Annotated in this window: 24 protein-coding genes; 7 read left to right on the top strand and 17 right to left on the bottom strand. The window is 32.6% G+C overall.

Annotation, left to right across the window (positions count from 1 at the left end):
- Positions 1–14: 14 nt before the first annotated feature.
- From ACJQQZ_RS00945 to norA, 9 genes are all read right to left on the bottom strand, one after another.
- Positions 15–857, bottom strand: coding sequence for an aldo/keto reductase (locus ACJQQZ_RS00945; protein ID WP_075778891.1), 843 nt, complete (start codon positions 855–857; stop codon positions 15–17).
- Positions 858–986: 129 nt separating this feature from the next.
- A complete protein-coding gene (locus tag ACJQQZ_RS00940) occupies positions 987–2,336 on the bottom strand; it encodes a hemolysin family protein (RefSeq protein ID WP_107532194.1) in 1,350 nt (449 codons plus the stop codon).
- A 249-nt stretch (positions 2,337–2,585) separates the two neighbouring features.
- Positions 2,586–3,755, bottom strand: a complete 1,170-nt coding sequence (gene nagA, locus ACJQQZ_RS00935; protein ID WP_107532244.1) for an N-acetylglucosamine-6-phosphate deacetylase — start codon at positions 3,753–3,755, stop codon at positions 2,586–2,588.
- Positions 3,756–3,899: 144 nt separating this feature from the next.
- Entirely contained in the window at positions 3,900–5,864 is a 1,965-nt protein-coding gene (locus tag ACJQQZ_RS00930) for a PTS fructose transporter subunit IIABC (RefSeq protein WP_002450968.1), read from the bottom strand.
- A 5-nt stretch (positions 5,865–5,869) separates the two neighbouring features.
- Positions 5,870–6,790 carry a 1-phosphofructokinase gene (gene pfkB / locus ACJQQZ_RS00925; RefSeq protein ID WP_124228506.1) on the bottom strand — a complete coding sequence of 307 codons (921 nt, stop codon included), beginning with the start codon at positions 6,788–6,790 and terminating at the stop codon, positions 5,870–5,872.
- Positions 6,787–7,542 carry a DeoR/GlpR family DNA-binding transcription regulator gene (locus ACJQQZ_RS00920; protein ID WP_124228507.1) on the bottom strand — a complete coding sequence of 252 codons (756 nt, stop codon included), beginning with the start codon at positions 7,540–7,542 and terminating at the stop codon, positions 6,787–6,789. The genes pfkB and ACJQQZ_RS00920 overlap by 4 nt, the downstream gene beginning before the upstream one ends.
- A 187-nt stretch (positions 7,543–7,729) precedes the next feature.
- Positions 7,730–8,212, bottom strand: coding sequence for a Cys-tRNA(Pro) deacylase (ybaK, locus tag ACJQQZ_RS00915; RefSeq protein WP_145505777.1), 483 nt, complete (start codon positions 8,210–8,212; stop codon positions 7,730–7,732).
- A 103-nt stretch (positions 8,213–8,315) separates the two neighbouring features.
- Positions 8,316–8,795, bottom strand: coding sequence for a hypothetical protein (locus ACJQQZ_RS00910; RefSeq protein ID WP_037551992.1), 480 nt, complete (start codon positions 8,793–8,795; stop codon positions 8,316–8,318).
- Positions 8,796–9,139: 344 nt separating this feature from the next.
- The gene (norA, locus tag ACJQQZ_RS00905; protein WP_124228509.1) at positions 9,140–10,306 is read right to left on the bottom strand and encodes a multidrug efflux MFS transporter NorA; all 1,167 of its coding nucleotides are present in this window, start codon (positions 10,304–10,306) and stop codon (positions 9,140–9,142) included.
- Positions 10,307–10,632: 326 nt separating this feature from the next.
- On the opposite strand from norA, the gene ACJQQZ_RS00900 reads away from it, so the two are divergent.
- Entirely contained in the window at positions 10,633–11,250 is a 618-nt protein-coding gene (locus ACJQQZ_RS00900; RefSeq protein ID WP_124228510.1) for a DUF1361 domain-containing protein, read from the top strand.
- Positions 11,247–11,525 carry a hypothetical protein gene (locus tag ACJQQZ_RS00895; protein WP_124228511.1) on the top strand — a complete coding sequence of 93 codons (279 nt, stop codon included), beginning with the start codon at positions 11,247–11,249 and terminating at the stop codon, positions 11,523–11,525. Before ACJQQZ_RS00900 ends, ACJQQZ_RS00895 begins: the two co-directional genes overlap by 4 nt.
- Before the next feature lie 64 nt (positions 11,526–11,589).
- Here the strand turns inward: ACJQQZ_RS00895 and ACJQQZ_RS00890 are convergent, their stop codons facing one another.
- The 6 genes from ACJQQZ_RS00890 to ACJQQZ_RS00865 form a co-directional block, all read right to left on the bottom strand.
- Positions 11,590–12,960, bottom strand: coding sequence for a cryptochrome/photolyase family protein (locus ACJQQZ_RS00890; RefSeq protein WP_408023012.1), 1,371 nt, complete (start codon positions 12,958–12,960; stop codon positions 11,590–11,592).
- Positions 12,961–13,127: 167 nt separating this feature from the next.
- Positions 13,128–14,684: an SLC13 family permease gene (locus ACJQQZ_RS00885; protein WP_124228513.1), complete on the bottom strand. Its 1,557-nt coding sequence runs from the start codon at positions 14,682–14,684 to the stop codon at positions 13,128–13,130.
- Between the two features lie 176 nt (positions 14,685–14,860).
- Positions 14,861–15,808, bottom strand: coding sequence for a malate dehydrogenase (gene mdh, locus ACJQQZ_RS00880; RefSeq protein WP_124228514.1), 948 nt, complete (start codon positions 15,806–15,808; stop codon positions 14,861–14,863).
- 100 nt (positions 15,809–15,908) lie between these two features.
- A complete protein-coding gene (locus ACJQQZ_RS00875) occupies positions 15,909–16,217 on the bottom strand; it encodes a hypothetical protein (protein WP_002450979.1) in 309 nt (102 codons plus the stop codon).
- A gap of 27 nt (positions 16,218–16,244) precedes the next feature.
- Complete coding sequence (locus ACJQQZ_RS00870) at positions 16,245–17,153, bottom strand: aldo/keto reductase (RefSeq protein WP_124228515.1); 909 nt, start codon at positions 17,151–17,153, stop codon at positions 16,245–16,247.
- A 63-nt stretch (positions 17,154–17,216) separates the two neighbouring features.
- Positions 17,217–18,143, bottom strand: a complete 927-nt coding sequence (locus ACJQQZ_RS00865; RefSeq protein ID WP_124228516.1) for a CobW family GTP-binding protein — start codon at positions 18,141–18,143, stop codon at positions 17,217–17,219.
- Positions 18,144–18,369: 226 nt separating this feature from the next.
- Between ACJQQZ_RS00865 and mgrA the strand changes: the two genes are divergently transcribed.
- Entirely contained in the window at positions 18,370–18,813 is a 444-nt protein-coding gene (gene mgrA / locus ACJQQZ_RS00860; RefSeq protein ID WP_002450982.1) for a global transcriptional regulator MgrA, read from the top strand.
- Between the two features lie 126 nt (positions 18,814–18,939).
- On the opposite strand, the gene cydC is transcribed toward mgrA, so the two are convergent.
- Positions 18,940–20,613 (bottom strand): thiol reductant ABC exporter subunit CydC, encoded by a 1,674-nt coding sequence (gene cydC, locus ACJQQZ_RS00855; protein WP_124228517.1) that lies wholly within the window; start codon positions 20,611–20,613, stop codon positions 18,940–18,942.
- A complete protein-coding gene (locus ACJQQZ_RS00850) occupies positions 20,610–22,247 on the bottom strand; it encodes an ABC transporter ATP-binding protein/permease (RefSeq protein ID WP_124228518.1) in 1,638 nt (545 codons plus the stop codon). The genes cydC and ACJQQZ_RS00850 overlap by 4 nt, the downstream gene beginning before the upstream one ends.
- Before the next feature lie 215 nt (positions 22,248–22,462).
- Here ACJQQZ_RS00850 and ACJQQZ_RS00845 point away from each other — a divergent pair, with 215 nt between their 5' ends.
- The 4 genes from ACJQQZ_RS00845 to ACJQQZ_RS00830 all read left to right on the top strand — a co-directional run bounded on the left by ACJQQZ_RS00845 (position 22,463) and on the right by ACJQQZ_RS00830 (position 25,249).
- Positions 22,463–23,335, top strand: coding sequence for an undecaprenyl-diphosphate phosphatase (locus ACJQQZ_RS00845; RefSeq protein ID WP_002450985.1), 873 nt, complete (start codon positions 22,463–22,465; stop codon positions 23,333–23,335).
- A 198-nt stretch (positions 23,336–23,533) separates the two neighbouring features.
- Positions 23,534–24,217, top strand: a complete 684-nt coding sequence (locus tag ACJQQZ_RS00840) for a hypothetical protein (RefSeq protein ID WP_002450986.1) — start codon at positions 23,534–23,536, stop codon at positions 24,215–24,217.
- A 6-nt stretch (positions 24,218–24,223) separates the two neighbouring features.
- Positions 24,224–24,670: a YaiI/YqxD family protein gene (locus ACJQQZ_RS00835; RefSeq protein ID WP_107532186.1), complete on the top strand. Its 447-nt coding sequence runs from the start codon at positions 24,224–24,226 to the stop codon at positions 24,668–24,670.
- 12 nt (positions 24,671–24,682) lie between these two features.
- Positions 24,683–25,249 carry an LOG family protein gene (locus ACJQQZ_RS00830; RefSeq protein WP_002450988.1) on the top strand — a complete coding sequence of 189 codons (567 nt, stop codon included), beginning with the start codon at positions 24,683–24,685 and terminating at the stop codon, positions 25,247–25,249.
- Positions 25,250–25,308: the final 59 nt, after the last annotated feature.

The following is a 25,308-nucleotide window of genomic DNA, read 5'->3' as shown; positions in this document are numbered from 1 at the left end:
TTACTTCAACTTATTTATTTTAAATCACCTATCGCGACTTCATCTGGATCTTTACCTTGTCTATCATTTCGGTTCAAACTATCAATTTGTGCTACATCTGTAAGTTCAAGATTGAAATCTAAAATATTATAATTTTCTTGAATTCGACTAGGTGTTTTAGATTTAGGAATAATAATGCGATTATGTGCTAAATGCCAACGTAAAACAATTTGTGCTGGTGTCTTTTGATAGCGTTTCGCTATATCCGTAATAACTGGATCGTCCAATAATCCTCTATTTCTCATTAATGGCATCCATGCAGTGACTTTAATATCATGATGATCACAATAATCTTGTAATTCTTGTTGATTAAAGTATGGATGTAACTCTATTTGATTAATTTGAGGAACTATTTCTGTTTCTTGCATTAGTTTCTCTAAATGATGTTGTTTAAAGTTACAAACGCCTATGGCTTTGACTTTACCTTCATGATAAAGGGTTTCTAGTGCCTTATAACTTTCTATAAATAAGCCATTTTCTTCACAAGGCCAATGAATTAAAAACAAATCTAAATATTCAAGACCTAAATTTTCTAAAGATTGGTTGAAATATTGAATCGTACTGTCATATCCTTGATAATCATTCCATAATTTAGATGTAATAAATAAATCTTCTCTATCAACGTTTGTTTGCTTTAACGCTTGCCCTAAGGACTGTTCGTTACCATAGAAATATGCCGTATCAAATGCACGATAACCTGCTTCAATAGCGGTATTAATCACTTCATTCATTTCATCATCTGCTATTTTATAAACACCTAAGCCAATCGATGGCATAGGATAACCATTATTTAAATATTGTGTATCATTAATATTCATTTCTACCACTCTCTTTCATATGTCTTAGTTGTTGAAATGCGCAAGCAAAGGTATACCATACTATAATACACGTAAATAAAGACGCTTAAACATTATAGCTTAAGCGTCTTTTCATCAAAGATAATATTGTTAATCCGTTTGTTCCTCATCTGAATTCACTTCATATGATGGGCGTTCTTGATTAAATTCATAATTTAAAGTAACCCATATAATTTGGTGATTTTCAATTTCTGATATAATCCAACGATCGTATTCTGTATCAACGAAATCATCTTTCTGCAGATTTGTATTTTCAGATTGTAGCCATCCACCGATTGTATCAATATCTTCTGAGTCTTCAAATTCAATACCAAATTGTTCATTTAAGTCGTCTAATAACACACGACCATTAATTTGATATTTGTTGTCTTCTAATTTAACGATATCGTTTACTTCGTCATCGTCAAATTCATCTCGGATTTCACCGACAATTTCTTCTAGAATATCTTCCATTGTTAAAATACCTGCTGTACCACCATATTCATCAATAATCAAACTGATATGAACATGTTCACGTTGCATTCTAACAAGTGCATCACTAATACGTGTTGTCTCTGAAATCATCGGTAATTCATGTATATAGTTACCAATTTTGATTGTTTTACCAGATGCATACTCAGTTAAGAATTCTTTAACATTTATAAATCCTTTAACATGGTCCTTATCACCATCTTCAGTAATAGGATATCGAGTAAATTGGTATTCCTTAATCGTTTCTAATAGTTCATCAACATTAAAAGGCTCGTTCAACGTAATCATTTGAGTTCGGGGAACCATAATATCCTTAGCTTGTCTTTCATCAAAAGAAAAGATATTTTGCATATATGCAAGCTCAGTTTGGTTGATTTCGCCACCATTATAACTATTATTAATAATGATTTTGATTTCTTCTTCTGACATTGCATCCGATTGTGCATCCGGATCTACACCAAACACTCTAAGAATCACGCGTGCTGAACCGTTCATTAACCAAATTAAGGGTTTCATTACATTACCAAAGTAATATAACGGTCTAGCATATAGTAACGCCATCTTCTCAGTATGTTGAATAGCGAATGATTTAGGAGCAAGTTCACCTAATACGACATGTAAATATGTGACTACAATAAACGCAATGACAAATGAAACTGTTGTCGTTAATGCGCTTGGTAAATGCATTAGTTCGAATAAAGGATGTAGTAATTTATCAAATGTCGGTTCACCTAACCAACCTAAACCTAATGAAGTTACTGTTATACCTAGTTGGCATGCAGATAAGTAGTAATCCAAGTTAGCAATCATTTTCTTAACGATTTTAGCGCCACTGTTTCCTTCATCTGCTAATTGTTCGATACGCGTAGATCTTACTTTGACAAGTGCAAATTCAGATCCGACAAATACTGTTGTTAATGCAATTAAAAGAAAAAATACAATTAAACTAATTATGGTCGAAGTATCCAATTAATTCCCTATTTCTAGGGATTCACCTCCATATTATCTGTGTCACACATGGTTAACACGTAATTAAAATTTTCGAATTGGTTTAAATGATATTTACATGCTAAGACCTTCCCATTGCGACACCCCCTAAAAAAATGTAATTGATTTTATTCTATCATAAAAATATTTCATTTGGTTGATTTATGTTTATAGAATTACAACATAACATTTAAAACTAATACCCCTATTTAGTCAAGTTATTCATCAAATCTAAAATGTATGAATATAACCATTCTTAATCGTTTTAAGGACAGAAATCGTATCGTCAACAATCACTAAATCAGCATCTTTCCCAACCTTAATACTACCTTTGGTTTGATCGATACCTAAGGCTTTGGCTTGGTTCCAACTTGTCACTCGCCACAAGTCTTTAATATTAGCACCTGTATAAGTGATTAAGTTACGCAAACCATCATTCATTTTTAAGATACTACCTGCTAATGCACCTGAATCTAATCGTGCTTCTGCATTTTTAACAATAACATTTTGGCCACCTAGATCATATTCACCTTCTGGCATTCCTTTTGCACGCATGGCATCTGTAATGAGATACATATGTTCATTACCTTTATTTTGGTAAGCCATTGCTACAGCCGCTGGGTGTGAATGCACACCATCAACAATAATTTCTGTATTTAGGTTTTGATTTAACCATGCCGCTCCAAAAACACCTGGCTCTCGATGTCCAAAACCTGTTGCTGCATTATATAAGTGCGTAATATGTTTAGCACCATTATCAACAGCTTCATTTGCTTCATCATATGTAGCTACTGTATGTCCCATTGAAAATATGATGTCGTTATTTAAAGCTTTTAATGTATCAGTTGCACCTTCAACTTCAGGTGCAAAAGTAATAATTTTAATCAATTGATTGGCAGTCTGTTGAAATGTCTTAATCTTTTCAATAGATGGTCTTTGAACATATTTAGGATGTTGTGCGCCCACCTTATGTTCTGAAATAAATGGCCCTTCGAGATGAATACCTACAATTTCTGCAGCATCATGCCTATTTTGAATTTGATAATAATCTGCAATATTTTGGAGTGCTCGATGAATGCTATCATCTGATTGTGTCATCGTTGTTGCTAAAAATGACGTTGTTCCTTCAGATAATAGTTGTTCAGATAAATGTTTAAGACCATCCATTGAGGCATCCATCGCATCTTCGCCGTAACCACCGTGGATATGTATGTCTATAAATCCTGGAATAACATGATGACCTTGTACATCTACTGTAGGATACGTTTTACTTAAAGTGTTCAATCTATCTTTAGCAGAACCAATTTCAATGATTTTGCCATCTTTAATATGTATAAAACCTTGTTCTATTTTTTGACTTTCTGTATAAATCTGACCGTTTATAAGTAAATATTCCTTCAATATCCATACCTTCTTTTCTAATTCTAATGATTCGATTGTTATTTTACTACAACCTTTCATTTTATTCATATCATACAATTTAAAATTTAGTTTTGTAAAAATATAAATGCCCTTGTCGATTAAACGACAAGGGCTAGAAGTCTATTATTCATCCATTGCTTTAGATGCTTCAATTTCATTTTCTGTTAATTTTGGTTTTAAGAAACCATATATTAAGGCAGAAACTACAGTACCTATAACTAACGCTAATAATGTTTGTAAAATATGACTGAAGTCAGTTGTTGCGATTACAAAGATACCACCGTGTGGCGCGTTGATTCTTGAACCTAATGCTAATGCAATCGCACCACCCACACCGGAACCAATCATCATAGATGGAATTACACGAATTGGGTCAGCTGCAGCAAATGGAATCGCACCTTCAGTAATGAATGATGCACCCATAACATAGTTAGGTACAATTGAACCTCTTTGTTCTTTTGTGAATTTCTTTCTGAAGATAAGCATTGCTGTTGCAATTGCTAATGGCGGAATCATTCCTCCAACCATTGCTGCAGTAATTGGTGCTGCATTACCTTCTGTAAGTGCTGCTGTTGCGAAAACGTAAGCAGCTTTGTTAAATGGTCCACCCATATCGATTGCCATCATCGCACCGATAACTAAACCAAGTAACATAATATTAGAACCTGAAAGTCCATTTAATCCATTTAACAATAAGTGATTTAACCATGAAGCAGGTGGATTAAACACATAAATCATTAATAAACCTGTAATTGCTACTGACAATAATGGATAAATCAATGTTGGTTTTAAACCTTCTAATGATTGAGGTAACTTACGTGTAATGTACTTAATACCTTGAGTTAAATAACCTGCTAAGAAACCAGCAATGATACCACCAATGAACCCGGAATCACCTGAAATGGCTAACATACCACCAACTAAACCAGCTGCAAATCCTGGTTTATCTGCAATACTACGAGCAATGAAACCTGCTAATACTGGAATGATTAATGCAAAGGCACTATTTTTACCAATATTCCACAGTTGCTCCGCAAATGCATTGTGTTCAGCACTCTTAGGATCAAATGAGTTTGGTCCTATAATGAAGACAATTGCCATTAAAATACCACCAGCAATAACAAGTGGTAACATATTAGAAACACCATTCATTAAATGTTTATAAAATGCTTTTCCGGGACTTAATTTTTCTTCATTCTCTTCCTTATTACCAGAACGATCACCTCTAGCAACAAATGGTCTACGACTTGTATCTAATGCCGTATTAATTAATTCCTCTGGTCGTTTAATACCGTCAGCTACAGGTACTTCGACAACATTTTTACCATCAAAACGATCTGTTTCAACATGTACATCTGCTGCTACAATGATCCCTGATGCTTTTTCAATATCATGTTCTGTTAAATGGTTTTTAATACCACTTGAACCATTTGTTTCTACTTTGATTTTGATACCCATTTTTTCAGCTTGTTTTTTCAAAGCATCGCGTGCCATATACGTATGTGCGATACCTGTAGGACATGCTGTGACAGCTAAAACGTATGGTTCATTATCTTCTGCATCCACACCTGTTGAAGCAGCTGTTGCATCCGCTTCATTTTGTTGTGCTTCTGCTTCTTCTTCTTTTGTTGCTTCATCATCAGCTGCATCAATAATTTGTAATACTTCCTCTGGTGAGGATGCATTAATTAATTTTTCACGCACATTTTCATCCATTAAAATACCTGATAATTTTGCTAATGCATCTAAATGTGTTTGAGCGCCACCTTCTGGTGCAGCAATCATAAAGAATAAATGTGCTGGTTGCATATCCAAACTTTGGTAATCTACGCCTGCTTTCGATTTACCAAATGCAATCGCTGGCGATTTAACAGCGCTAACTTTCGCATGTGGAATAGCAATACCTTCACCGATACCTGTTGTACTTTGAGATTCACGATTATGAATTGCTTCTTTAAACGATGGTACATCGCTTAATTTTCCTGCCTTGTCCAGTTGATGCACTAACTCATCGATAACACCATTTTTGTCTGATGAAGATAAATCCATTGCTATCGTTTCTTTTGTTAATAATTCTGTTATTCTCATATTATTCACTCCCCATCAAGTACAGAAATCGTAACTTGTGATTTGATATTTTCTATTGCCTCTTTTGTTGCTAAATCTGCATCGAACGCAGTAGCAGTTCCCGATGCTACTGCTTGTTTAAATGCATCTTGCACAGATAAACCAGTAGCTAACCCTGCTACCATACCTGCTACCGTACTATCGCCTGATCCAACCGTGTTAATCACTTCACCTGTTGGATTCACAGCTTTAATACTTTGTTGATGATCCACATAAATTGCGCCATCTCCACCTAATGACACAATGACTGACTGTGCACCTTTTTCTAAGATTTGTTTAGCATATTTAATAACATCTTCATCATTTTTAACAGATGTATTAAACATCACTTCTAATTCATCTTTATTAGGTTTAATAAATAGTGGCTGATATTCTAACACTGTTTCAACTAAATCTTTTTCAGCATCTACAACTAGTTGAGCACCTGTTTGTCGCGTAATTTTAGCAATCTGCGCATAAGCATCACTCGGAATACTCTTTGGTACACTACCAGCAACAATAACCGTATCCTTGTCTGACGTTTCCTTAATTTGATTTAATAATGATTGAAATTGTGCTTCCGTCACATTAGGTCCTTGTGCATTCACTTCTGTTTCTTGACCTGTTTTCAACTTAACGTTGATACGCGTATCTTCTTCTACTTGTACAAAATTTGTATGAATATCACTATCTTTTAATGTTTGAGCTATAAAATCGCCTGGGAATCCACCAGCAAATCCTAATGCTGTTGAATCAACCCCCAAAGTCTTTAGTACTCTTGAAACATTTATACCTTTACCACCGGCAAATTTGTTTGTATCTTGAGCACGATTCAACCCATCTATCTTAAAGTCATCTACAAACATGACATAGTCAATGGATGGATTAAAAGTAACTGTATATATCATATTGTCCCTCCTAAAAATTCATATTGTGCCGTAAACGCTTCATTCACATGTTGTAACCCCTGCTTAGATGTAATGATTCGAGTATTATCTTGCACAGGTACTCTAGCAAAGTACACTTGATTAAATTTCGTTTCATCTACAACAACAAAGCTTTCATTAGAAAGGCGCATAGCATTATCTTTAATTAACGCCTCTTGTTCATCTGGTGTAGTTAAACCATACTTTACATCTATACCGTTCATTCCAATAAATGATTTATCAAAACAATATCGTCTTAATGTTTCTAAGGCACTCGAACCTACTGTAGCGAATGTATTTTCTTTAACTTGACCACCTAACATTAAGGTTTTAATCCCTTTTTTAAGTAGCTGTTCAACATGTGTCAAACCATTAGTTACAACAATAATATCTTTTGCATCTATGTAAGGTATCATCTCTAATGTTGTTGACCCAGCATCTAAAAAAACACACTCATTATCTCTAATTTGTCGAGCTGCTCGTTTGGCAATTTCTTTCTTTTCTCGTGAATTTTGCGTCAATTTCTCTGTTAATCTTGGTTCGACCATTCGATTATAGTTAAGTGTCGCACCACCATGAATACGTTGTAATTTACCAGCTAATTGCAACTTAGATAAATCACGTCGAATGGTAGAGGCACTACAACCGGTTCTATCCATTAATTCCTGGAGTGTCAGAAAATCCTTTTTTATAAGTTCTTGTAAAATTAAATCGTGTCGCTTTTCAGATATCAATATAACCACCCCATCTCAATTACCATTATAATGAGCACGCTTACAAAATTCAATCAAAAATTGTCAAAAACAATCAAAAACGTTCATTTTGTGACAAAAATAACACGAAAATACATCTACCAACTTATAGACTAGTTGTGTTCATGTATTTCCGTGTTTGATTGATTATTATATAACTGCATGTGCATTAGTCATGAATGACTGAAGCCACTTTAGCGTTTGTCATTGCTATCAAATCTTTGATAGCGATAATGATTTGCATACCTCTTTGGCCACCACTGATATAAATCTGTTCTCGTTTAAGCGCTGACTGGTCAATAACAGTCGGGAATAAATGCTTCATACCAATAGGTGAACATCCACCTCTAATATATCCTGTCACCTGTTTAAGTTGATCTAAGGGCATTAAATTTAATTTTTTCTCGCCTACTTCGTGAGCAGCCTTTTTCATATCTAACGTTGCATTCACTGGTATAACAAACACGAAATGATCATGGTTAGCATTTTCTAATACAAGTGTTTTATAGACATCTTCAACATTAGCATGCACAAGTGCTGCTATTTGTTCACCTGTTTGGTGTTCTTCGGTTACTTCAAATACGTTAGTTTGATAAGCTACCTTTGCTCTATCTAACATGCGCATTGCATTTGTTTTTTTGGTTTTACCCATATTCTCACCTCTGGTATTACTTAACTTAATCCTCTATATTTTAACACTAGTTCTTTATATAGTAATCACAAAAAAGCACATGCCTCCAATTAGTAAGCACGTGCTATCTCATATGTGAATGATTTTCCCCTACTTGCCCGTTGTCATTCACTACTATATTTGATTGTTGTTGATTTTGTTGATTCACATATTGATACTTTGATGATTGATTTTGATAATTAACTTGTTTTAAATCATAATTTTCATTTAAATGATTGCTCGCATAATTTAATGCAATCACTTTACATTCTCTTGGTGTAAAATGATTTTCTGCAGATCTATGATTGTCTTTTTTTAAATATGTAGTCTTTTGTTGATTGTCATTATGATTGTCTTCATTTTTTTCTGATGCCTTCGCTGTTTTAAAATCAGTAAATTTAATTGTTTTCTCTAATGCAGATACTTTATTCGCTTTTGAAAATGTACAAATAGTCTGATGTACTTTAGCTAATGCATTTTGGTTAGTAGCTAAAAATATTAGACCTATTAAACATATCGTCAAAATCACTGCAAAGATACTTAATAATAAGTTTTTCAAATTCATCTCCTTACCCACATTTCTCAATCGATTTTTGTCTATCTTAACATAATAATTTTTAATTTTAGATATGTGGGTCACAATTTAAATAGATTGTAATATTTGTAACAGTAATATTACTGAAGTTGTTATTTTTGTTACATAAAAGCATTAAAAAACGAAATAATTATCTTAAATTAATACATTAAACTGTTTTTTTAAGTAAAAAAGTACCACAATCATTCAAAATCGTTCGAAAACAATATTAAAAATTTAAAGGATTTTATCACGTTATATTAGTGATTTTTTAAACCTTCATATTTTACACATATAAAAACCATTCAACGAAAAACGTTGAATGGTATCTATCATCATTGTGCGTTTCGATTTAATCGAGTTCTAATCATCTTTTCAATAAATATAATAACAATACCACTTAATGATACCGCTATAGCCATATATAATGGAAATTCGATATTCACATCAAAAAGTGTACCTGCAACGAGAGGACCAATAAAATTCCCCATACTTGTGAATGTTGAGTTAAGTCCTCCTGCAAAGCCTTGTCGATTACCGGCAATATTAGAAAAATAATTCGTAATTGCAGGTCTAATCATATCGAAACCAATAAAGACGATAAAGCTAATGAGCATAATTGTCCAATACCCTTGAGCAATAATAAGCATTACTAGAACAATTGCTGAATATAGTAATGACCACGCAATAAAATTCAATTCAGTTGTAAATTTCATGAATTTATCAAAGAAAAACACTTGGAATAAGGCGCCAAAAATACCGCCTCCTGTGATAGCAATCGAAATATCTTTAGGCGTATAACCAGCTTTATCGGATGTATATAATGAAAAAAGTGTTTCAAATGCAGACAATCCGAATGCTAATACTAATGTTAAAATCACTGGTGTTAAGAACACCTTCCAATTAATTTTAGTTAAGAGTTCTGGATCATATTGAGGGAAACCTGCTGTTGTCATTTTCTTTGGATTGTGAATTACAATTAATGACATAATAAAAGCAATGATTCCCAAACCACCTGCAAAATAGAAAGGTAATCTATGTGAAACTTCTGCTAAAAATCCACCAAAACCAGGACCTAGAATAAAACCAGAATTAATGATTGCTGACATGTAACCAAAGTTCTTTGCTTTATCTTGTGATGGAGAAATATCAGCAATAAGTCCTGTTACACCAGGCATAACCATACCTGCACTAAAACCACCTAACACACGAGAAATAACCAAAATTGTAAATGAGTGACCAACTGCAAACATAAATTCAGATATTGAAAATAAAACAAGACCGATACATATAATTAATTTTTTACCCAGTTTATCAGCTAGTCCACCACCAAATGGTGAAATAATCATTTGCGCTAATGCAAATGAAGCTACCAGTATACCTAAATCACTACCTTTTAATCCTAAATCTTTAAGATAAACTGGTAACACCGGTATAACGAGTCCTATTCCTAAAAATATTAGGAAAATATTAAAGTAGAGTGTAAATAATTGTTTTCTCATAATGGTGTCCCCCTCTCTCGTATTTTACATATCTTTATTCAAATTATGCGGGTCCCTATACAAACATACCTTTTCATCATATTAACACGTTAAAAGTCAGTATATTTTAATATATTTCACAACAAATTAACAGCCGGACGTCTTCTTATTTCCAGTATATAATATGTAGGTGCTTTAAAATGATAATTCTTACTGCTTTTACTTTTTTGTTTGATTACTAAAGCTTAGAACGATATTATTAAAACTCAGTTGTCCAATTTTATTTTAACGGATGAAAGTATTAAATCAAATGACAACCAAAGTATGTTATGAAAGTAGTGTTAATCATGCAACCCCGATATATAGCGAGAATATATTTTATTATTCTGTTTATCATATCTTTATTTGAAACCAAGATTTTCAATTTTATGACGTTAAATTTATTTTTAGCGTATATTCCATACGAACTCTGCTTATTATTAAAATTATTTAAACCTATCAAGAAATTCGAATGGCCTTTATTTGTTGTATTTGGCATGATCTTTTTATTACTCGTACCTAATACCTTCTATATGATTACTGACTTGATTCATTTAAATCAGTTTCAATTCAATTTCTTAGTAGGGTTGAGTTTAAAGGAATGGATATTCTTTACTTATTTAATGTTAGGCGTCTTTTTAGCCATGTATGTCATGATCTTGATTTTTATGGAAATTCTACATTTTACCAAACACATCTGGCTTAATCGCATATTAGTTATTATTCTTATGTTTTTAAATGGTTTGGGTATTTATATGGGCCGCTTCTTAAGATTTCATACGGTATATTTAATCAATGAACCATTAAAAATATTCTACGAGGTCCTAGGTGTATTTAACCTAAAAACATTTATCTTTGTGTTATTAATGGTAATAATGCAATCAGCAATCATTTTATTTGTAAAAGGAGTTCGATTACAAAAATGATGTTAAACCTAATCATTTTATTAGCAATCATTATTATTCTACAACTCGTTGTAGGTCATTTTATACATGATATCGGTTTTAGCTATGCTAAAAGTATCGGTCTTATGTTTTTACCATTAGGTATAGGTTTGTTTATTTTACAGGCTTTTCATTTCGAAAGAAAATATCCAAATTGGGACGTCCCACTAGGGGTTAAATTACGATTAAAATATATGTACATTTTAACCTTTTTCGAATATGTTACTGTATATGTTTGCTTGTTCTGGCTTAAATAGTACATGTGTCATTTCATTTTGAATGAACTCAATTCAAATAACCTACAAAAGAACAGGACTTTAATCACAATGATTTAAACAATGACATTACACGTTGACGGCTATCACTGTGATTAACCATTGGTTCAGGATAATCAATACCCAATTCAATACCTTGTTGTTTTAATAACTGCATATGCTTTTTAGTATCGTGTAATAGATGGCTATCTACATTATTGAATGTGGGTAGCCATTGTTTTATATATAATGCGTTTTGATCAAATCGCTCACTCTGTTTAATAGGATTAAACATCCTAAAATATGGTACCGCATCTGTTCCAGTCGAAGCGGACCAATGCCATCCATGAACATTCGACGCATTATCATAATCAATTAATTTATCTTTGAAATAAGTTTCTCCCCAGCGCCAATCTATCAATAAATCCTTCGTTAAGAATTGGGATGTCACCATTCTCATTCGATTATGCATATATCCAGTTTGATTCAGTTTTTGCATAGCAGCATCTACAATTGGATATCCTGTTTCACCGTTTTTCCATTTATTAAATTGTTGCTTGTCATTGACCCAATCAATGTTTCGATATTTCTCTTTAAATGATTGATGGGCTGTTTCTGGATACTGTGTCATCAGTACATAATAGAATTCTCTAAAAATTAATTCTCTGATAAATGCTTCATAATTAGATTCGTCACTTTCATACCCCTGTAATAAATCATTAAATACTTGCAATATATCAATCAATCCATATGCTAATGCAATACTAAGTTGACTCGTTAATACTTCAGGTAAATACGCTCTATTTGACTCATAATTTTGAATATCATTATTTAAGAAACTTTGCCATTGCTGTTGTACTTCTTTTTCAGTTAATCCACTATGGCTATCATTAATTTGCGTTGGGGCGTATGCCGGCTCGACTATTTTTGAAATATCACTTAATTCGTAATGTGCTCTATGTCGTTGCATAACATATGGTCGCCATTTTTTATAAAAACTTGTAAATACTTTGTATGGTTCGCCTTGATTGTTAAATGTTTTTCGTGGACTAAAATAATGTTGTACACGAAGCGCATCAACATGGATACCTGCGTCATGAAATCGTTGATTTTGATGTGGATAATCATATGATTCATGATGATAACTCATGATATCACTTGCCATAACGACTTTATCTAATTGTTGGTTAATACAAAACTCTATTAAATAATCGTAATCTATTACATTCGTTTGAATTTGATAATGATTTAATGTGTTGATAAAAGCATTGAGTGTTCCATGATAAAATGATGCTTTTAATTGTGCTTCATCACCAAATTTTTCTTTAGGTATAATCAATACACATGTATCAGTAGTATCTAATTGATTACAAATATAAGCTAGTAACGGATTATGATGAATTCTAAATACTCTATTTAATATAACGCCAATTTTCATTGCTCAATCACCTATCATTCCTTGTTTTTTTGATTTATACCCTTATCCTAGTAAAATAAATATCTAACTTAAATGATAGATTATCTTTGTAATAAAAATACTTCTAGTTCATTTATAAAAAAAGCTCGACGATCTATTAGACCGCCAAGCTATTTATCTTACATTATTTATACTAAACCTAACCATTTCCAATATGTTAAACTAAATATAATGACTAATATATAGCCGACTATCGTTAATGGTATACCAGATTTCAAGAAATCTTTAACTGTAAATGTATCTGTACCATACGCTAACATATTTTGTGGTGCACTCACTGGTAGTAAGAATCCAAAGCTAATTACAAATTGTTGGATTAAAACAAATCCGATAGATTGATCGCCAAGATGTAATGTTGATGTTAATGAGATAAATACAGGAATGAGTGCAGATGATAAGCTTGTAGCACTTGCAAAACCTAGGTGAATTAAAATATTAAATAAAGTAATAAGTGCTATAGTTGCAATAATCGGTAATCCTTTAAGACCCATTAACCCAAAGGTTTGGTCACTCAACCATTGTGCTGCCCCTGTTTTTAATAATACATTTCCTAATGAAATACCGACACCAAATACTATGATTGTGCCCCAAGGAATCTTATTTTCTACACCTTTCCAGGTAATAACGCCAATTTTAGGTAAGAGCATGATACCTAAGGCAATTAATGTAATTGATGCAGAATCAATTGGATGTAACACTTTTTCAGTTGACCAAAATACCAATAATAATAGAGAGATAACGATTAAACGCCATTCACTTGGTTTCACTGGACCTAATTGGTTTAACTCTTTTTTAATTAACGCTTTTCCACCTTCAATAGATTCACGTTCGGGTGGCATCACTTTGATCATAATAAAATAAAGTGCGATAGACATTAAAACTGACCAAGGCGCAGCGTACATGAACCATTCACCCCATGATACATCATGACCTAAATTCTGATTAATAAAATTAATCGCAACGATATTTTGTGCTGCCGCCGTTTTAATACCAATATTCCAAATAGAAACTGCTTGAACTGACGTAATAATTAATAAAGACGCTAACTTACTCTCTTTAGAAACTTTAAATGCTGCAATCATACCTAATAATATTGGTACGACTGCACCCGCTCTAGCTGTTGAAGAAGGTACAAAGAACGCAAGAACAATTGAAACAAGTATTGCTCCTATGACAATATTTTTAGTTTTATTCCCCACAACAGATAATACTAATAATGCTAAACGTTTGTGTAAGTTGGTTTCCTGCATAGCTGCTGCTAAAAATAATGCAGCTGCAACTAACGCTACCGCTGAAGTAGAAAAGCCACTAAACGCAAGTGTTAAGGCATTATTTGTTCCTAATATTTCACTACCTTTAATAATGGCATCTCCATTTTTAGGGTTGCCAAGCTGCTCAGATAAATTTTGAACAGGACTGAAACCTAATAATAATATAATCAACCCTAAAATCAACGTTGCTGAAACAGGATATGAAACTGCTTCAGTAACCCACATAATGACAGCAAATGCTAGTATCGCTAGAGTCATTTTAGCCATCACTGGCAAACCTGCAGGTGTAGGTAAAAGTAATATGGCTATTAACACGATAAAACTAATGATAATCCATAGTGGTTTATATTCCTTTTTCTCTTTTTTGGTAGTTTCAGTATCGACTACCTGTGAATTTTGATTCCCTTTAGACATAGACACCGGCTCCTTTTTATCTTGACCTTACACTCTAATTATATCAAGAAAGCGCTTTACCTATGCGATTTACTTACAAAAGTCATATAATTCTCACTTTTTAAATATTAAATTATTTAAAATAGACACACTCAATTTATTGTGAACGATAGGTTTTACGATTTGACTTTAATTCATTATTCAAATCTATATTTAAGTGCATCTTTAACATTTTTGACTGATAACGCTGATGTATCTAGTTGATTTTGTTCTTCTTGACTTAAAGTTAATTCTAATATTTCTTCTACGCCATTTTGTCCAAGTTTAATCGGCACTCCTAAGCAGATATCTCGGTATCCATACTCGTCTTCGAGATATGTAATTGCTGCCAATACTCGACATTTGTCTTTTAAAATGGCATTAATCATCTCATAAATTGCGGCAGCAGGTGCGTAATATGCTGAACCATTTCCTAATAACTGGACAATTTCGGCACCACCTTTTCGTGTTCTATCAATAATTTGATCAATGACTTGCTGATCAAGTAGTTCACTTAAAGGGATTCCATTGACTTGTGTTGAGTTGACTAATGGCACCATTGTATCTCCATGACCACCCAATACTAAACCTTGTACATCTTCAACAGAGATTCCTAACTCTTTGGCGATAAATGTTTTATATCTGGCACTATCTAATACACCTGATTGCCCCAATACTCTATGTTTAGGGAATCCAGATGCGACTAATGCAGAATAAGTCATCGCATCAACAGGATTAGTCAATACAATAATAATGGCGTCGGGGGCATATTTTGCGATTTGTTGTGCACTGTAATGAACAATTTCTTCATTCGTTTGTATTAAATCATCTCTACTCATACCAGGTTTTCTAGCAATTCCTGCTGTTATCACTACAATATCCGAGTCTTTCGTTTCTGAATAGTCGGCAGTACCTTTAATATCAATATTAAAGTTAAAAATAGGTCCGCTTTCTTGAATATCTAACGCTTTCCCTTTTACTGCACTTTCAGATTGTGGGCGATCTACAATCACTATGTCAGCGCTTTCATTTTTCGCTAAAATAAAAGCTAATGTTGCACCTGTTTGACCTGCACCGATAATAGAAACCTTTTTACGTTTATTCATCAAATACACTCCCATTTATAAATTGATAAAAACAAAACTCCGTTATTTCAAATTAATTATAACATTGAAATAACAGAGTTTTTCATTAAATATTGGTATTTTATTTTTTAATTTGTCCAAAAATTTCGTGGTTTATACCAAACACATATAATAATATAAAGAATGCTGCACCACTTAATATTGTTAATACTAAAGTTAATATAAGCGTACGTTTAAAATGACGAATGAATGCAATAAATAGTAATCCTAAATTATAGGCAAAGAGTAAACCAAATAACGTCATTGTTACTTTTATCTCAGGATAAAAAATATTACATAATAGTACGATTATCGCAAAGATTAAATAAGGAATCATAATTAAATTACGTTCAAATTTAAGTTGTTTCTGATGTCTATCTTCATTATTCATTTAATAAAATCCTTTCTAACATTTTATTTATAAAATGTCATGCCCCATTGCTGCAGTGTATATATCAAACCACTCTTGGTCAGTTAAAGTAATCGATAAGCCAGGTAGAGCAGCATCAATTCTTTCAATTTTATGGGTACCTAGCACCGGCATGATATCATTGGGATGTCTATTCAACCAAGCTATCATAATAGCCGTTTCATCAACATCATATTTTTGTGCTAAAGGTTCAATAATGGTACGTACACGTCTCGCTTTATCATCGGATGGATCAAACAATTTACCGCCTGCCAGTGGACTCCAAGCCATTACTTTTACTTGATTTTCATACATTTTGTCCATCACACCATTATTTAAAATGTCTGTTTGATATGGGGACACTTCTAGTTGGTTAATGCTAATATGCAATTTATCATGATTAAGGCTATGTTTTAATAAATCATATTGTGTTTCGTTAAAATTGGATACCCCAAATGATTTGATTTTACCTTCATCGACAAGTTCCTTTAAAGCATCCGTTATTTCATCAGGATTCATTAATGGTGAAGGTCTATGAATCAATAAACTATCTAAATAATCCACGTTCAAACGTAGTAATGAATTGTTAACTGATCGAATAATATGTTGACGACTATGATCATAGCGATGACCATCAGTAAACGTTTGAGTTTTAGATGGTAAGACAATACCACATTTAGATACAACTTGAATGTCATCACGTAAGTTAGGTGATAACTGTAGCGCTTTACCAAATATAGATTCACATTGATAATCCCCATAAATATCGGCATGGTCCATCGTAGTGATGCCACGGTCAACGAGCTGATTGATAAATCGATTCAATTCTTGATCAGTATACTGCCATTCATTTGCTCTCCAAAACCCTTGAATCATTTTTGAAAAATCAACGTACTGATTAATCTTTATTTTATCCATAATCATCACGACCTTATTATTATTTAATTGCTCTCTATTAAATAGAAGCAGTTGAATTTAAAATCAAGTAAATTGTAACATATCCAATTTATTTCTGAGTTGATTAATGTCGATTTGCTCTCCGATAATGACTATTGTTAAAGGCAATTCTTGATTGATGGGACCAAAATCAGGCAACCCGTAAGCCAATTGAAATTCAATTGTTTCATTGGGTTGGTCTCTAAATTGCACATATCCTTTAAGTCTCATCACATTTTTCGGTAATTGCATTATAAATTGATAAAATAACTGGCGATCAATCGGGCTCGTAAATGTATATTTCATACTTTGAATACCATGGTGATGGTGGTGTTTATGATTGACAGTTTTATCTATGATTTGATTACTTAATAAATTGATGTCAAATTGTCCATATGTTGTTAATACATTGGGCGCATGGGGATTAATTTGAATCAATTCTTCTTTGATTTTATGTAATTCCTTAGAATCAATACAATCTATTTTATTAACGACTAATAAATCACTTATCTCAAGTTGTTCTTCCATTAGTGTTTGAGTAGATATAGTGTAATCATTCCTATTTAAAAATCGTTCAGCATCCACTAAACTAATGATTTGAGGCATATTTATATATTCGATAATAGTCGGATCTTGACATGCAGTAATCATTTCTATAGGATTAGCAATTCCTGTTGCCTCAATAATGATATGATTACAATCACCTTGTTGTATTAGTGATTGAATTTGAGTGATTAAGTCTGTCTTTAAGTCGCAGCATACACAACCATTGATGATTGATCGCACTTCGATATTTGCGTCTATATTTTGACTATCAATATCAAATGAACCAAATTCATTCATAATCACTTTGATTTTCTCATCAATTTTTAATAATTCGCTAATATAATGTGTCAGTAGCGTGGTTTTCCCACTACCTAGGAAACCACTTATGATAGAAATTGATATTTTTCTAAAATTATTATTTTTCATTGTAAAATTCCTTTTCTATTACAAGTATTTTTAAAAATGATAACATAAATATTAAATTATCTTTTTGCTTGATTTAACGATAGATATCTTCTAAACTTTAAACATACTTTAATTTTAGCATGACATTGAATCACAGTGTGTTGTGAATTATATTCCGCACAACATAGACGGATTCCAATCCGAATAGAGAGAAAAAAACGGATAGAATGTCTGGAGGAGAACTTTAATGTCTGATCAACATAATTTAAAAGAGCAACTATGCTTTAGTTTGTACAATGCTCAAAGACAAGTAAATCGCTACTACTCAAACAAAGTCTTTAAAAAGTACAATCTAACTTACCCACAATTCCTTGTATTAACTATTTTATGGGACGAGTCGCCTGTAAATGTTAAGAAGGTTGTGACTGAACTAGCACTTGATACTGGTACAGTATCCCCACTATTAAAAAGAATGGAACAGGTTGATTTAATCAAACGTGAACGTTCCGAAGTCGATCAACGTGAAGTATTTATTCACTTGACTGATAAAAGCGAAAAAATTAGACCCGAACTTAGCAGCGCTTCTGAAAAAGTTGCAACTGCATCATCATTGTCACTTGAAGAAGTGGATGAACTTAACCGATTATTAGGTAAAGTCATTGATGCATTTAATGAAGCTAAAGATAATTAATTAAGCTTTTGTCATGGTAATTTAAAGTTAAAGTTTAGAATTTAACACTTTTAAAGTATAAAAATGCTCTAAAGTACTTCTCAGTATTTTAGAGCATTTTTATATTACATTATTGTCATGCCTATATTACTGATTTAACTGCTCCATTTGATATAGATATCCTCTATTTTTAATTAACGTTTCATAAGTGCCTTGTTCTTTGATTTCTCCATCTATCATAACTATGATCCTGTCAAAATCAGGTAATAGTCGTAAGTCATGTGTAGATACAATGATTGTTTCAGCTTCTTTAAGTAGTAAATGCATCATTTGAGTTGTATGTTCAATATCTAAACCAGTCGTTGGCTCATCTAACATCCAAACCTTAGCATTTGTTTTAAGTAATAAGCGAGCCATACTTAATCGTTGAATTTCCCCGCCTGATAATGTTTCACCGTTCATCGTCATATACTGTTCTGTTGATAAATGAGATAAATCTAACGAATTTAATACATGTTGTATCTCGTCCTCATTACAATTTGTCAGTAAATTGTCCTTAATAGTGCCATCAAATAATTGTTGGGACTGTAACAATGCATTAATATCATTATATTTGACTTCATCTTCTATTCGAAAGATATCAGACTGGCTATAAATGACGCTACCTTCTTGAACTTGATATAATCCTAACATGACTTGTAGTAGCGTACTTTTACCACTTCCAGATGGACCTATAATAGCTATTTTCTCACCATGATACACATTAAATGAAACTTGATTTAATACAGGTATTTCTTGATTTGCGTACTTAAATGTGACATTATTCAGTTCAAATAAAGGTGCTGACTCGTCATTTGCAACGCTATCTTCCTCTTTTATTATATCGTCGTATTGAATCACTTCATTAATATCATACAATGATTGGTCTGTATCAGCTTTATAATATGCAACATTACTCATAGGGACAGCTTGTTCAAATAATGTAAGTACCATTAATACGATACTTGTTAAATAAACCACATCTAATGTTTGTGAGTGAATTTGCAACGCACCTAAGTATAACGTACCAAATATAGACACCATTGCAATGATATTAAGCATATAATCATACATTGTTAAAAATCGTTGTTCCTTATTTTGCAAATGATCAAATGATTGCAATTGCTCTAATACATCATTTTTAAATGACGCTTCTTTATTAAAACGTTGTAATTCTTTATAACCTTGACGATAATCGTAGAATCGAGTTAAAAATTGGCTTTGTTGAACTTTAACCAATTGTTTTAATCTTCGTGCCCTCTTACTACTTAATAAAGGAACGAGCCATAATGTCATTAACATACTCATAGCAATTAAGACTGCATGCGCTGGTGATAGAAAGACGTATACAGACATCGTTATCACGGCTGTCATTCCTATCACTATCGGTGGATAATACACGCGTAAATAAATATTTTGTAGTGCTTCCACCCTACTTACCATTCTTGAAATTAAGTCACTCGAATTAAACTTACGATATACATCTGGTATTACTTTAACAAGACCACGGAAAAATTGAACTCTGACGTTTCTCAACATGGTGAATGTCGTTCGATGAGAATATAGTCTTTCATAATATCTAGCAATAGCACGTAAAAAACCAAATAATTTAACAGAAACGACTAATACCATCAACGCATATAATGGTGCACCTAATGCGCTTTGTGTCACCATATAGCCACTTAAAAAGAACATCGCTAAGGCGACTAAACTTCCTATGATACCTATTATAATTGCAATCACTAAATCCTTATCTATTGTAAATCGTATTTGTGATTTCATGATTCGTCACCATTTTCTTCTTTATTCACTGAAATCAATTGATCATCTTTAATAATGTAGCCATCTTGAATATATAATCGACGGGTTGCCTTTCTAATTGTTGAGTCTCGATGGGCTATAATTAATTGAGTTGTTTCTTTAAAATAATCATCAAGCACGCTCTGGATGACTTGTTCCGTTTCAATATCTAATCCAGAAGCTGGTTCATCAAGTACAACTAAATCTGGCTGCATAACAAGCAAGCGACATAATTCTATCCTTCTCATCTGTCCACCAGAGAATGTTTCTCCGCCATCACCTATCATCGTATGGATACCATTTCGTAATGACATTACTTTATCTTTTAACTTTACTTTTTCTAATACATCAATGATTATTTCATCCTTAACATCACTAAACATCGCAATATTGTCTTTAATTGATGCAGTAAAAATATATGGATTCTGACTTAATATCCCCATACGCATATGTTGATATTTAAATGTCACTTCCCCTTCGGTTGGTATTAATGAACGTGTGATGATTTTAGATAATGTCGTTTTGCCAGCGCCACTTGGTCCAACTAAAGCGATATGTTCGCGTTCGTAAATATCTAAATGCGTAGATTCCAATGCAAATCCATGTCCCATTTCAGTATTATATTTAAATGAAACGTTGTTTAATCGAATAAACGGTATTTGACCTTCTTGATAGACAAAATCAGATGGCTTTTTCTTGGTCGGATGATCTAAAAATTCAAATACCACATCACTGGCACCTTCACTTTGTTTCCCAGTATGGAACGCTTGACCCAAATCTTTAATCGAATTATAAAATTCTGGCGCTAAAATAATGGCGATAGCCGCTGTTTTAAAATCTATCGTATGAAATACAACAAGACTTAATGCTGCTTCTAACGCAACAAGCCCTATACCTAACAAACTAATAAACTCTAGCATCAAACCCGATAAAAATGCGCTTTTTAATATTTTCATCGTCAAATCTCTAAATTGAGTGCTATCGTCATAGATGTGTTTTTCAGTACGCTTTGTACGATTAAATAACTTCAACGTAATTAAACCTTGCGTCAGATTAAGGAATCGTTGTCCAAATTGATTTAAGTAAGTCATTTGATCCTTAGATTCATCGCGTGTTTTCAAACCGAAAATGATATAAAACAATGGAATGAATGGTGCTGTTACCAACATAATTAGCGCTGTATTCAAATGAATCCAAAACATCGCAATGATAATTGCCATAGGAATCGTGATGGATTTAAATACTTGTGGTAGATAACTTTGATAAAATGGAGAAATTCCATCGATGGTTTCAGTAATGAGTGTCATCTGTTCACCCACTGGCCGTTCTGATTCTATATGAACCATACGTTGACGCAAGTTATGTTTAACATGACTTGAGAGATGATTACCTAATAATTGATTGATAAAGTTTAAGGTCGCGCGTAACATAAGCACGATTATAATCAATGTAAGAATAAAATTAAGCGATTGCTTCGTTTTAAATAACATAAGATTTAAGAATTCTGCTATTGCTACATTCTGTACGACAACAGCTACAGCTAACGTAGCACATACTAAGAGCATTAAAATTGGATATCTTTTATATTTATATACTAGTTGCATTAATTTTTTCACAATTTAATCACCTAAATTTCGTTATAGACTCAATAATAAAGTCTAGTAGTTATATGCACAACGATAGTGCATTTGACAATATTATGACGTTTGATTTTCTCATACTTTGGTCTAGTGTTATTACTAACAGTAGCATGGGTTGAAATGAGTGTGCTATGATAATATGGTGAATTTATAGTAATCAAAAAACATTTATAAATGAAAGTAGGTACAATATGTTATTACTTGAATTGATCAAGGGTCTTATTTTAGGTATTGTGGAAGGCCTTACCGAATTTGCACCTGTTTCTTCTACAGGTCATATGATTCTTGTCGACGATATGTGGTTGAAATCCACAAAGTTCTTAGGTGAACAATCTGCATTTACTTTTAAAGTCGTGATTCAGTTAGGTTCAGTTTTCGCAGCAGCATGGGTGTTTAGAGAACGTTTCTTTGAATTATTACATATCGGTAAACATAAACCTGAACAACATGCTACAGCAGGACGCCGTTCTAAACCTCAACGTCTAAACTTATTACATGTATTAGTTGGTATGATTCCTGCAGGTATTTTAGGTTTCTTATTTGACGATGTCATAGAAAAATATTTATTCAGTGTTCCAACAGTTATGATTGGCCTTTTCCTAGGTGCTATTTATATGATTATCGCTGATAAATATTCTGAAAAAGTTACCAATCCTCAAACAGTGGATCAAATTAACTATTTCCAAGCATTTGTAATCGGTATTTCGCAAGCCATTGCAATGTGGCCAGGTTTTAGTCGTTCTGGGTCAACCATTTCCACAGGTGTTTTAATGAAAATGAATCACAAAGCAGCATCTGATTTTACATTTATTATGTCTGTTCCAATTATGCTTGCAGCAAGTGGTTTATCATTGTTAAAGCATTATGAATATATTCACTTAGCACACATACCATTCTATTTATTAGGATTCTTAGCAGCATTTATCGTAGGACTCATTGCTATCAAGACTTTCTTACACTTAATTAATAAAGTAAAATTAGTACCATTCGCCATTTATCGAATCATCTTAGTAGTTATTATTGCAATCCTATACTTTGGTTTCGGTATTGGTAAAGGAATTTAAAACAAACATTTAGTCATTAAGTGATTACACCGTCACTTAATGACTTTTTTGTGCCTATGTTGATCATAAATAATTTCATTTCATTAAAATCTAAAAATATTCTCCTATAATTTCATGCGATAATGTTAGCATCTCTAGTTTATTATCATGTATCATAGGGTATGGATAAAAATAGTAAAATTAATGGAGGCAACGAGTATGGACAAAAAGAAACTCATCAAAACAGCAATTAATGTGTTACCAATTATTATCGTTCCTTTAGTCGTAGAACGTAAAAAAATAAAAGAACATCCTGATGTAAAAAAAGCGACTGATGCAACATCAAGAGCTGCATCTAAAACAACATCTGCTATTTCTAATAAGTCATCTGACGTAAAAGCCTATGTTGGAGATAAGAAACAAGAATTTGATAATAAACGCGAATTGAAAAAAATCGCAAAAGAAAATGATCCTGCTTACATTGAGAAAAAAGGCGAAAAATTAGCTAAGCAAAACCGTAAAGAAGCTGAAAAAATGGATAAAAAGCTTCAAAAAAATATCGAAAAACGTCATAAAGAAGAAGACAAATTACGTGAAGACAACCAAAAGCAACGTATTAAAGATATGAAAAAAACTCAAAAATACGAAGAAAAAGTTGGCTTAACACCTGGTAAACTCGATGAAAAAACTGAGAAAAAAGGTGAAAAGTTAGAAAAAGAAAATCGCAAAGAAGCTAAGAAAATGGACAAAAAGCTTCAAAAAAATATTGAGAAGCGTCATAAAAAAGAAGATAAACTACGTGACGAAGCTGAAAAAGCTAGAAAAAAAGAATTCAAAAAATATAAAGATTATACAGCTAAAAGTGTTGTTAAACAAAACAAAGAAGCCGACCAAGAGGCTTAATCATTAATGACACATATTATTATTGACGGAGATGCTTGTCCTGTTGTTAATTCAGTCATAGAATTAACGCAAGAGACAGGCATTTTTGTTACAATTATACGTAGCTTTAGTCACTTCTCAACACAAATCGATCCTGAACATGTTCGAACTGTGTATGTCGATGATGGACCCGAATCTGTCGATTATAAAATTGTACAACTTGCTTCTTCTGAAGATATTGTGATTACTCAAGATTATGGATTAGCAAGTTTATTACTAAATAAAGTTAAATTTGTGATGCATCATAAAGGATTCTTGTTTAATGATGATAATATCCAACAATTATTGGATCAACGTTATATCAATGCTCAAATACGAAAGCAAGGTGGAAGACATAAAGGTCCTCCCCCTTTTACTAAGCAAGATAGACAACATTTCGAACATCAATTTAAATTACTAATACAAACTTGTTAAAGGAAGATTATAATGAAGAAAATTGCAGTTTATTGTGGTGCGAGTAAAGGTAACGATGATATATACGTTAAAGAAGCCTATGAATTAGGAAAATATATGGCTGAAAAAGGCTATGAATTGGTCTTTGGTGCTGGCTCTGTAGGCATTATGGGAGCAATTCAGGATGGTGTATTAGACCATGGTGGTAAAGCTATTGGTGTTATGCCAAAAATGCTTGATGAAAGAGAAATAACAAGTCAAAAAGTCAGTGAACTCATACTTGTAGATTCGATGCATGAACGTAAAAATAAAATGACAGAACTTGCAGATGCATTTGTTATGGCGCCTGGTGGTGCCGGTTCATTAGAAGAATTCTTTGAAATGTATAGTTGGGCACAAATCGGTATTCATCAAAAACCAATTGGCGTTTATAACATTAATGGTTTCTTCGAACCGTTACAATCCCTTATCGATCATATGATTGCAGAAGGTTTTATTGATGAAAAATATCGTGAATTAGCACCCCTATTTGATACTAAAGAAGCTTTGCTAGAAGGTTTACTTAACTATCAACCTTTAGGCGTTCGTACATATGATTAATCTCTTAACTATTAAAAGCCAGTAAATGCATTAATTAAATTGTATTTACTGACTTTTTA

It is taken from the genome of Staphylococcus sp. KUGN1, assembly GCF_045984185.1.
Taxonomy (GTDB): domain Bacteria; phylum Bacillota; class Bacilli; order Staphylococcales; family Staphylococcaceae; genus Staphylococcus; species Staphylococcus warneri_A.
The sequence above is the reverse complement of the archived record's forward strand: the minus strand, read 5'-3'. Positions and strand labels throughout refer to the sequence as shown.

Bases quoted from the DNA above. Each gene is read 5' to 3' on its own strand.
- ACJQQZ_RS00945 (WP_075778891.1), bottom strand. From the start codon at position 857: ATGAATATTAATGATACACAATATTTAAATAATGGTTATCCTATGCCA.
- ACJQQZ_RS00930 (WP_002450968.1), bottom strand. From the start codon at position 5,864: ATGAGAATAACAGAATTATTAACAAAAGAAACGATAGCAATGGATTTA.
- pfkB (WP_124228506.1), bottom strand. From the start codon at position 6,790: ATGATATATACAGTTACTTTTAATCCATCCATTGACTATGTCATGTTT.
- ybaK (WP_145505777.1), bottom strand. From the start codon at position 8,212: ATGGGTAAAACCAAAAAAACAAATGCAATGCGCATGTTAGATAGAGCA.
- ACJQQZ_RS00910 (WP_037551992.1), bottom strand. From the start codon at position 8,795: ATGAATTTGAAAAACTTATTATTAAGTATCTTTGCAGTGATTTTGACG.
- norA (WP_124228509.1), bottom strand. From the start codon at position 10,306: ATGAGAAAACAATTATTTACACTCTACTTTAATATTTTCCTAATATTT.
- ACJQQZ_RS00900 (WP_124228510.1), top strand. From the start codon at position 10,633: ATGCAACCCCGATATATAGCGAGAATATATTTTATTATTCTGTTTATC.
- ACJQQZ_RS00895 (WP_124228511.1), top strand. From the start codon at position 11,247: ATGATGTTAAACCTAATCATTTTATTAGCAATCATTATTATTCTACAA.
- ACJQQZ_RS00890 (WP_408023012.1), bottom strand. From the start codon at position 12,960: ATGAAAATTGGCGTTATATTAAATAGAGTATTTAGAATTCATCATAAT.
- ACJQQZ_RS00885 (WP_124228513.1), bottom strand. From the start codon at position 14,684: ATGTCTAAAGGGAATCAAAATTCACAGGTAGTCGATACTGAAACTACC.
- mdh (WP_124228514.1), bottom strand. From the start codon at position 15,808: ATGAATAAACGTAAAAAGGTTTCTATTATCGGTGCAGGTCAAACAGGT.
- ACJQQZ_RS00875 (WP_002450979.1), bottom strand. From the start codon at position 16,217: ATGAATAATGAAGATAGACATCAGAAACAACTTAAATTTGAACGTAAT.
- ACJQQZ_RS00870 (WP_124228515.1), bottom strand. From the start codon at position 17,153: ATGGATAAAATAAAGATTAATCAGTACGTTGATTTTTCAAAAATGATT.
- ACJQQZ_RS00865 (WP_124228516.1), bottom strand. From the start codon at position 18,143: ATGAAAAATAATAATTTTAGAAAAATATCAATTTCTATCATAAGTGGT.
- mgrA (WP_002450982.1), top strand. From the start codon at position 18,370: ATGTCTGATCAACATAATTTAAAAGAGCAACTATGCTTTAGTTTGTAC.
- cydC (WP_124228517.1), bottom strand. From the start codon at position 20,613: ATGAAATCACAAATACGATTTACAATAGATAAGGATTTAGTGATTGCA.
- ACJQQZ_RS00845 (WP_002450985.1), top strand. From the start codon at position 22,463: ATGTTATTACTTGAATTGATCAAGGGTCTTATTTTAGGTATTGTGGAA.
- ACJQQZ_RS00840 (WP_002450986.1), top strand. From the start codon at position 23,534: ATGGACAAAAAGAAACTCATCAAAACAGCAATTAATGTGTTACCAATT.
- ACJQQZ_RS00835 (WP_107532186.1), top strand. From the start codon at position 24,224: ATGACACATATTATTATTGACGGAGATGCTTGTCCTGTTGTTAATTCA.
- ACJQQZ_RS00830 (WP_002450988.1), top strand. From the start codon at position 24,683: ATGAAGAAAATTGCAGTTTATTGTGGTGCGAGTAAAGGTAACGATGAT.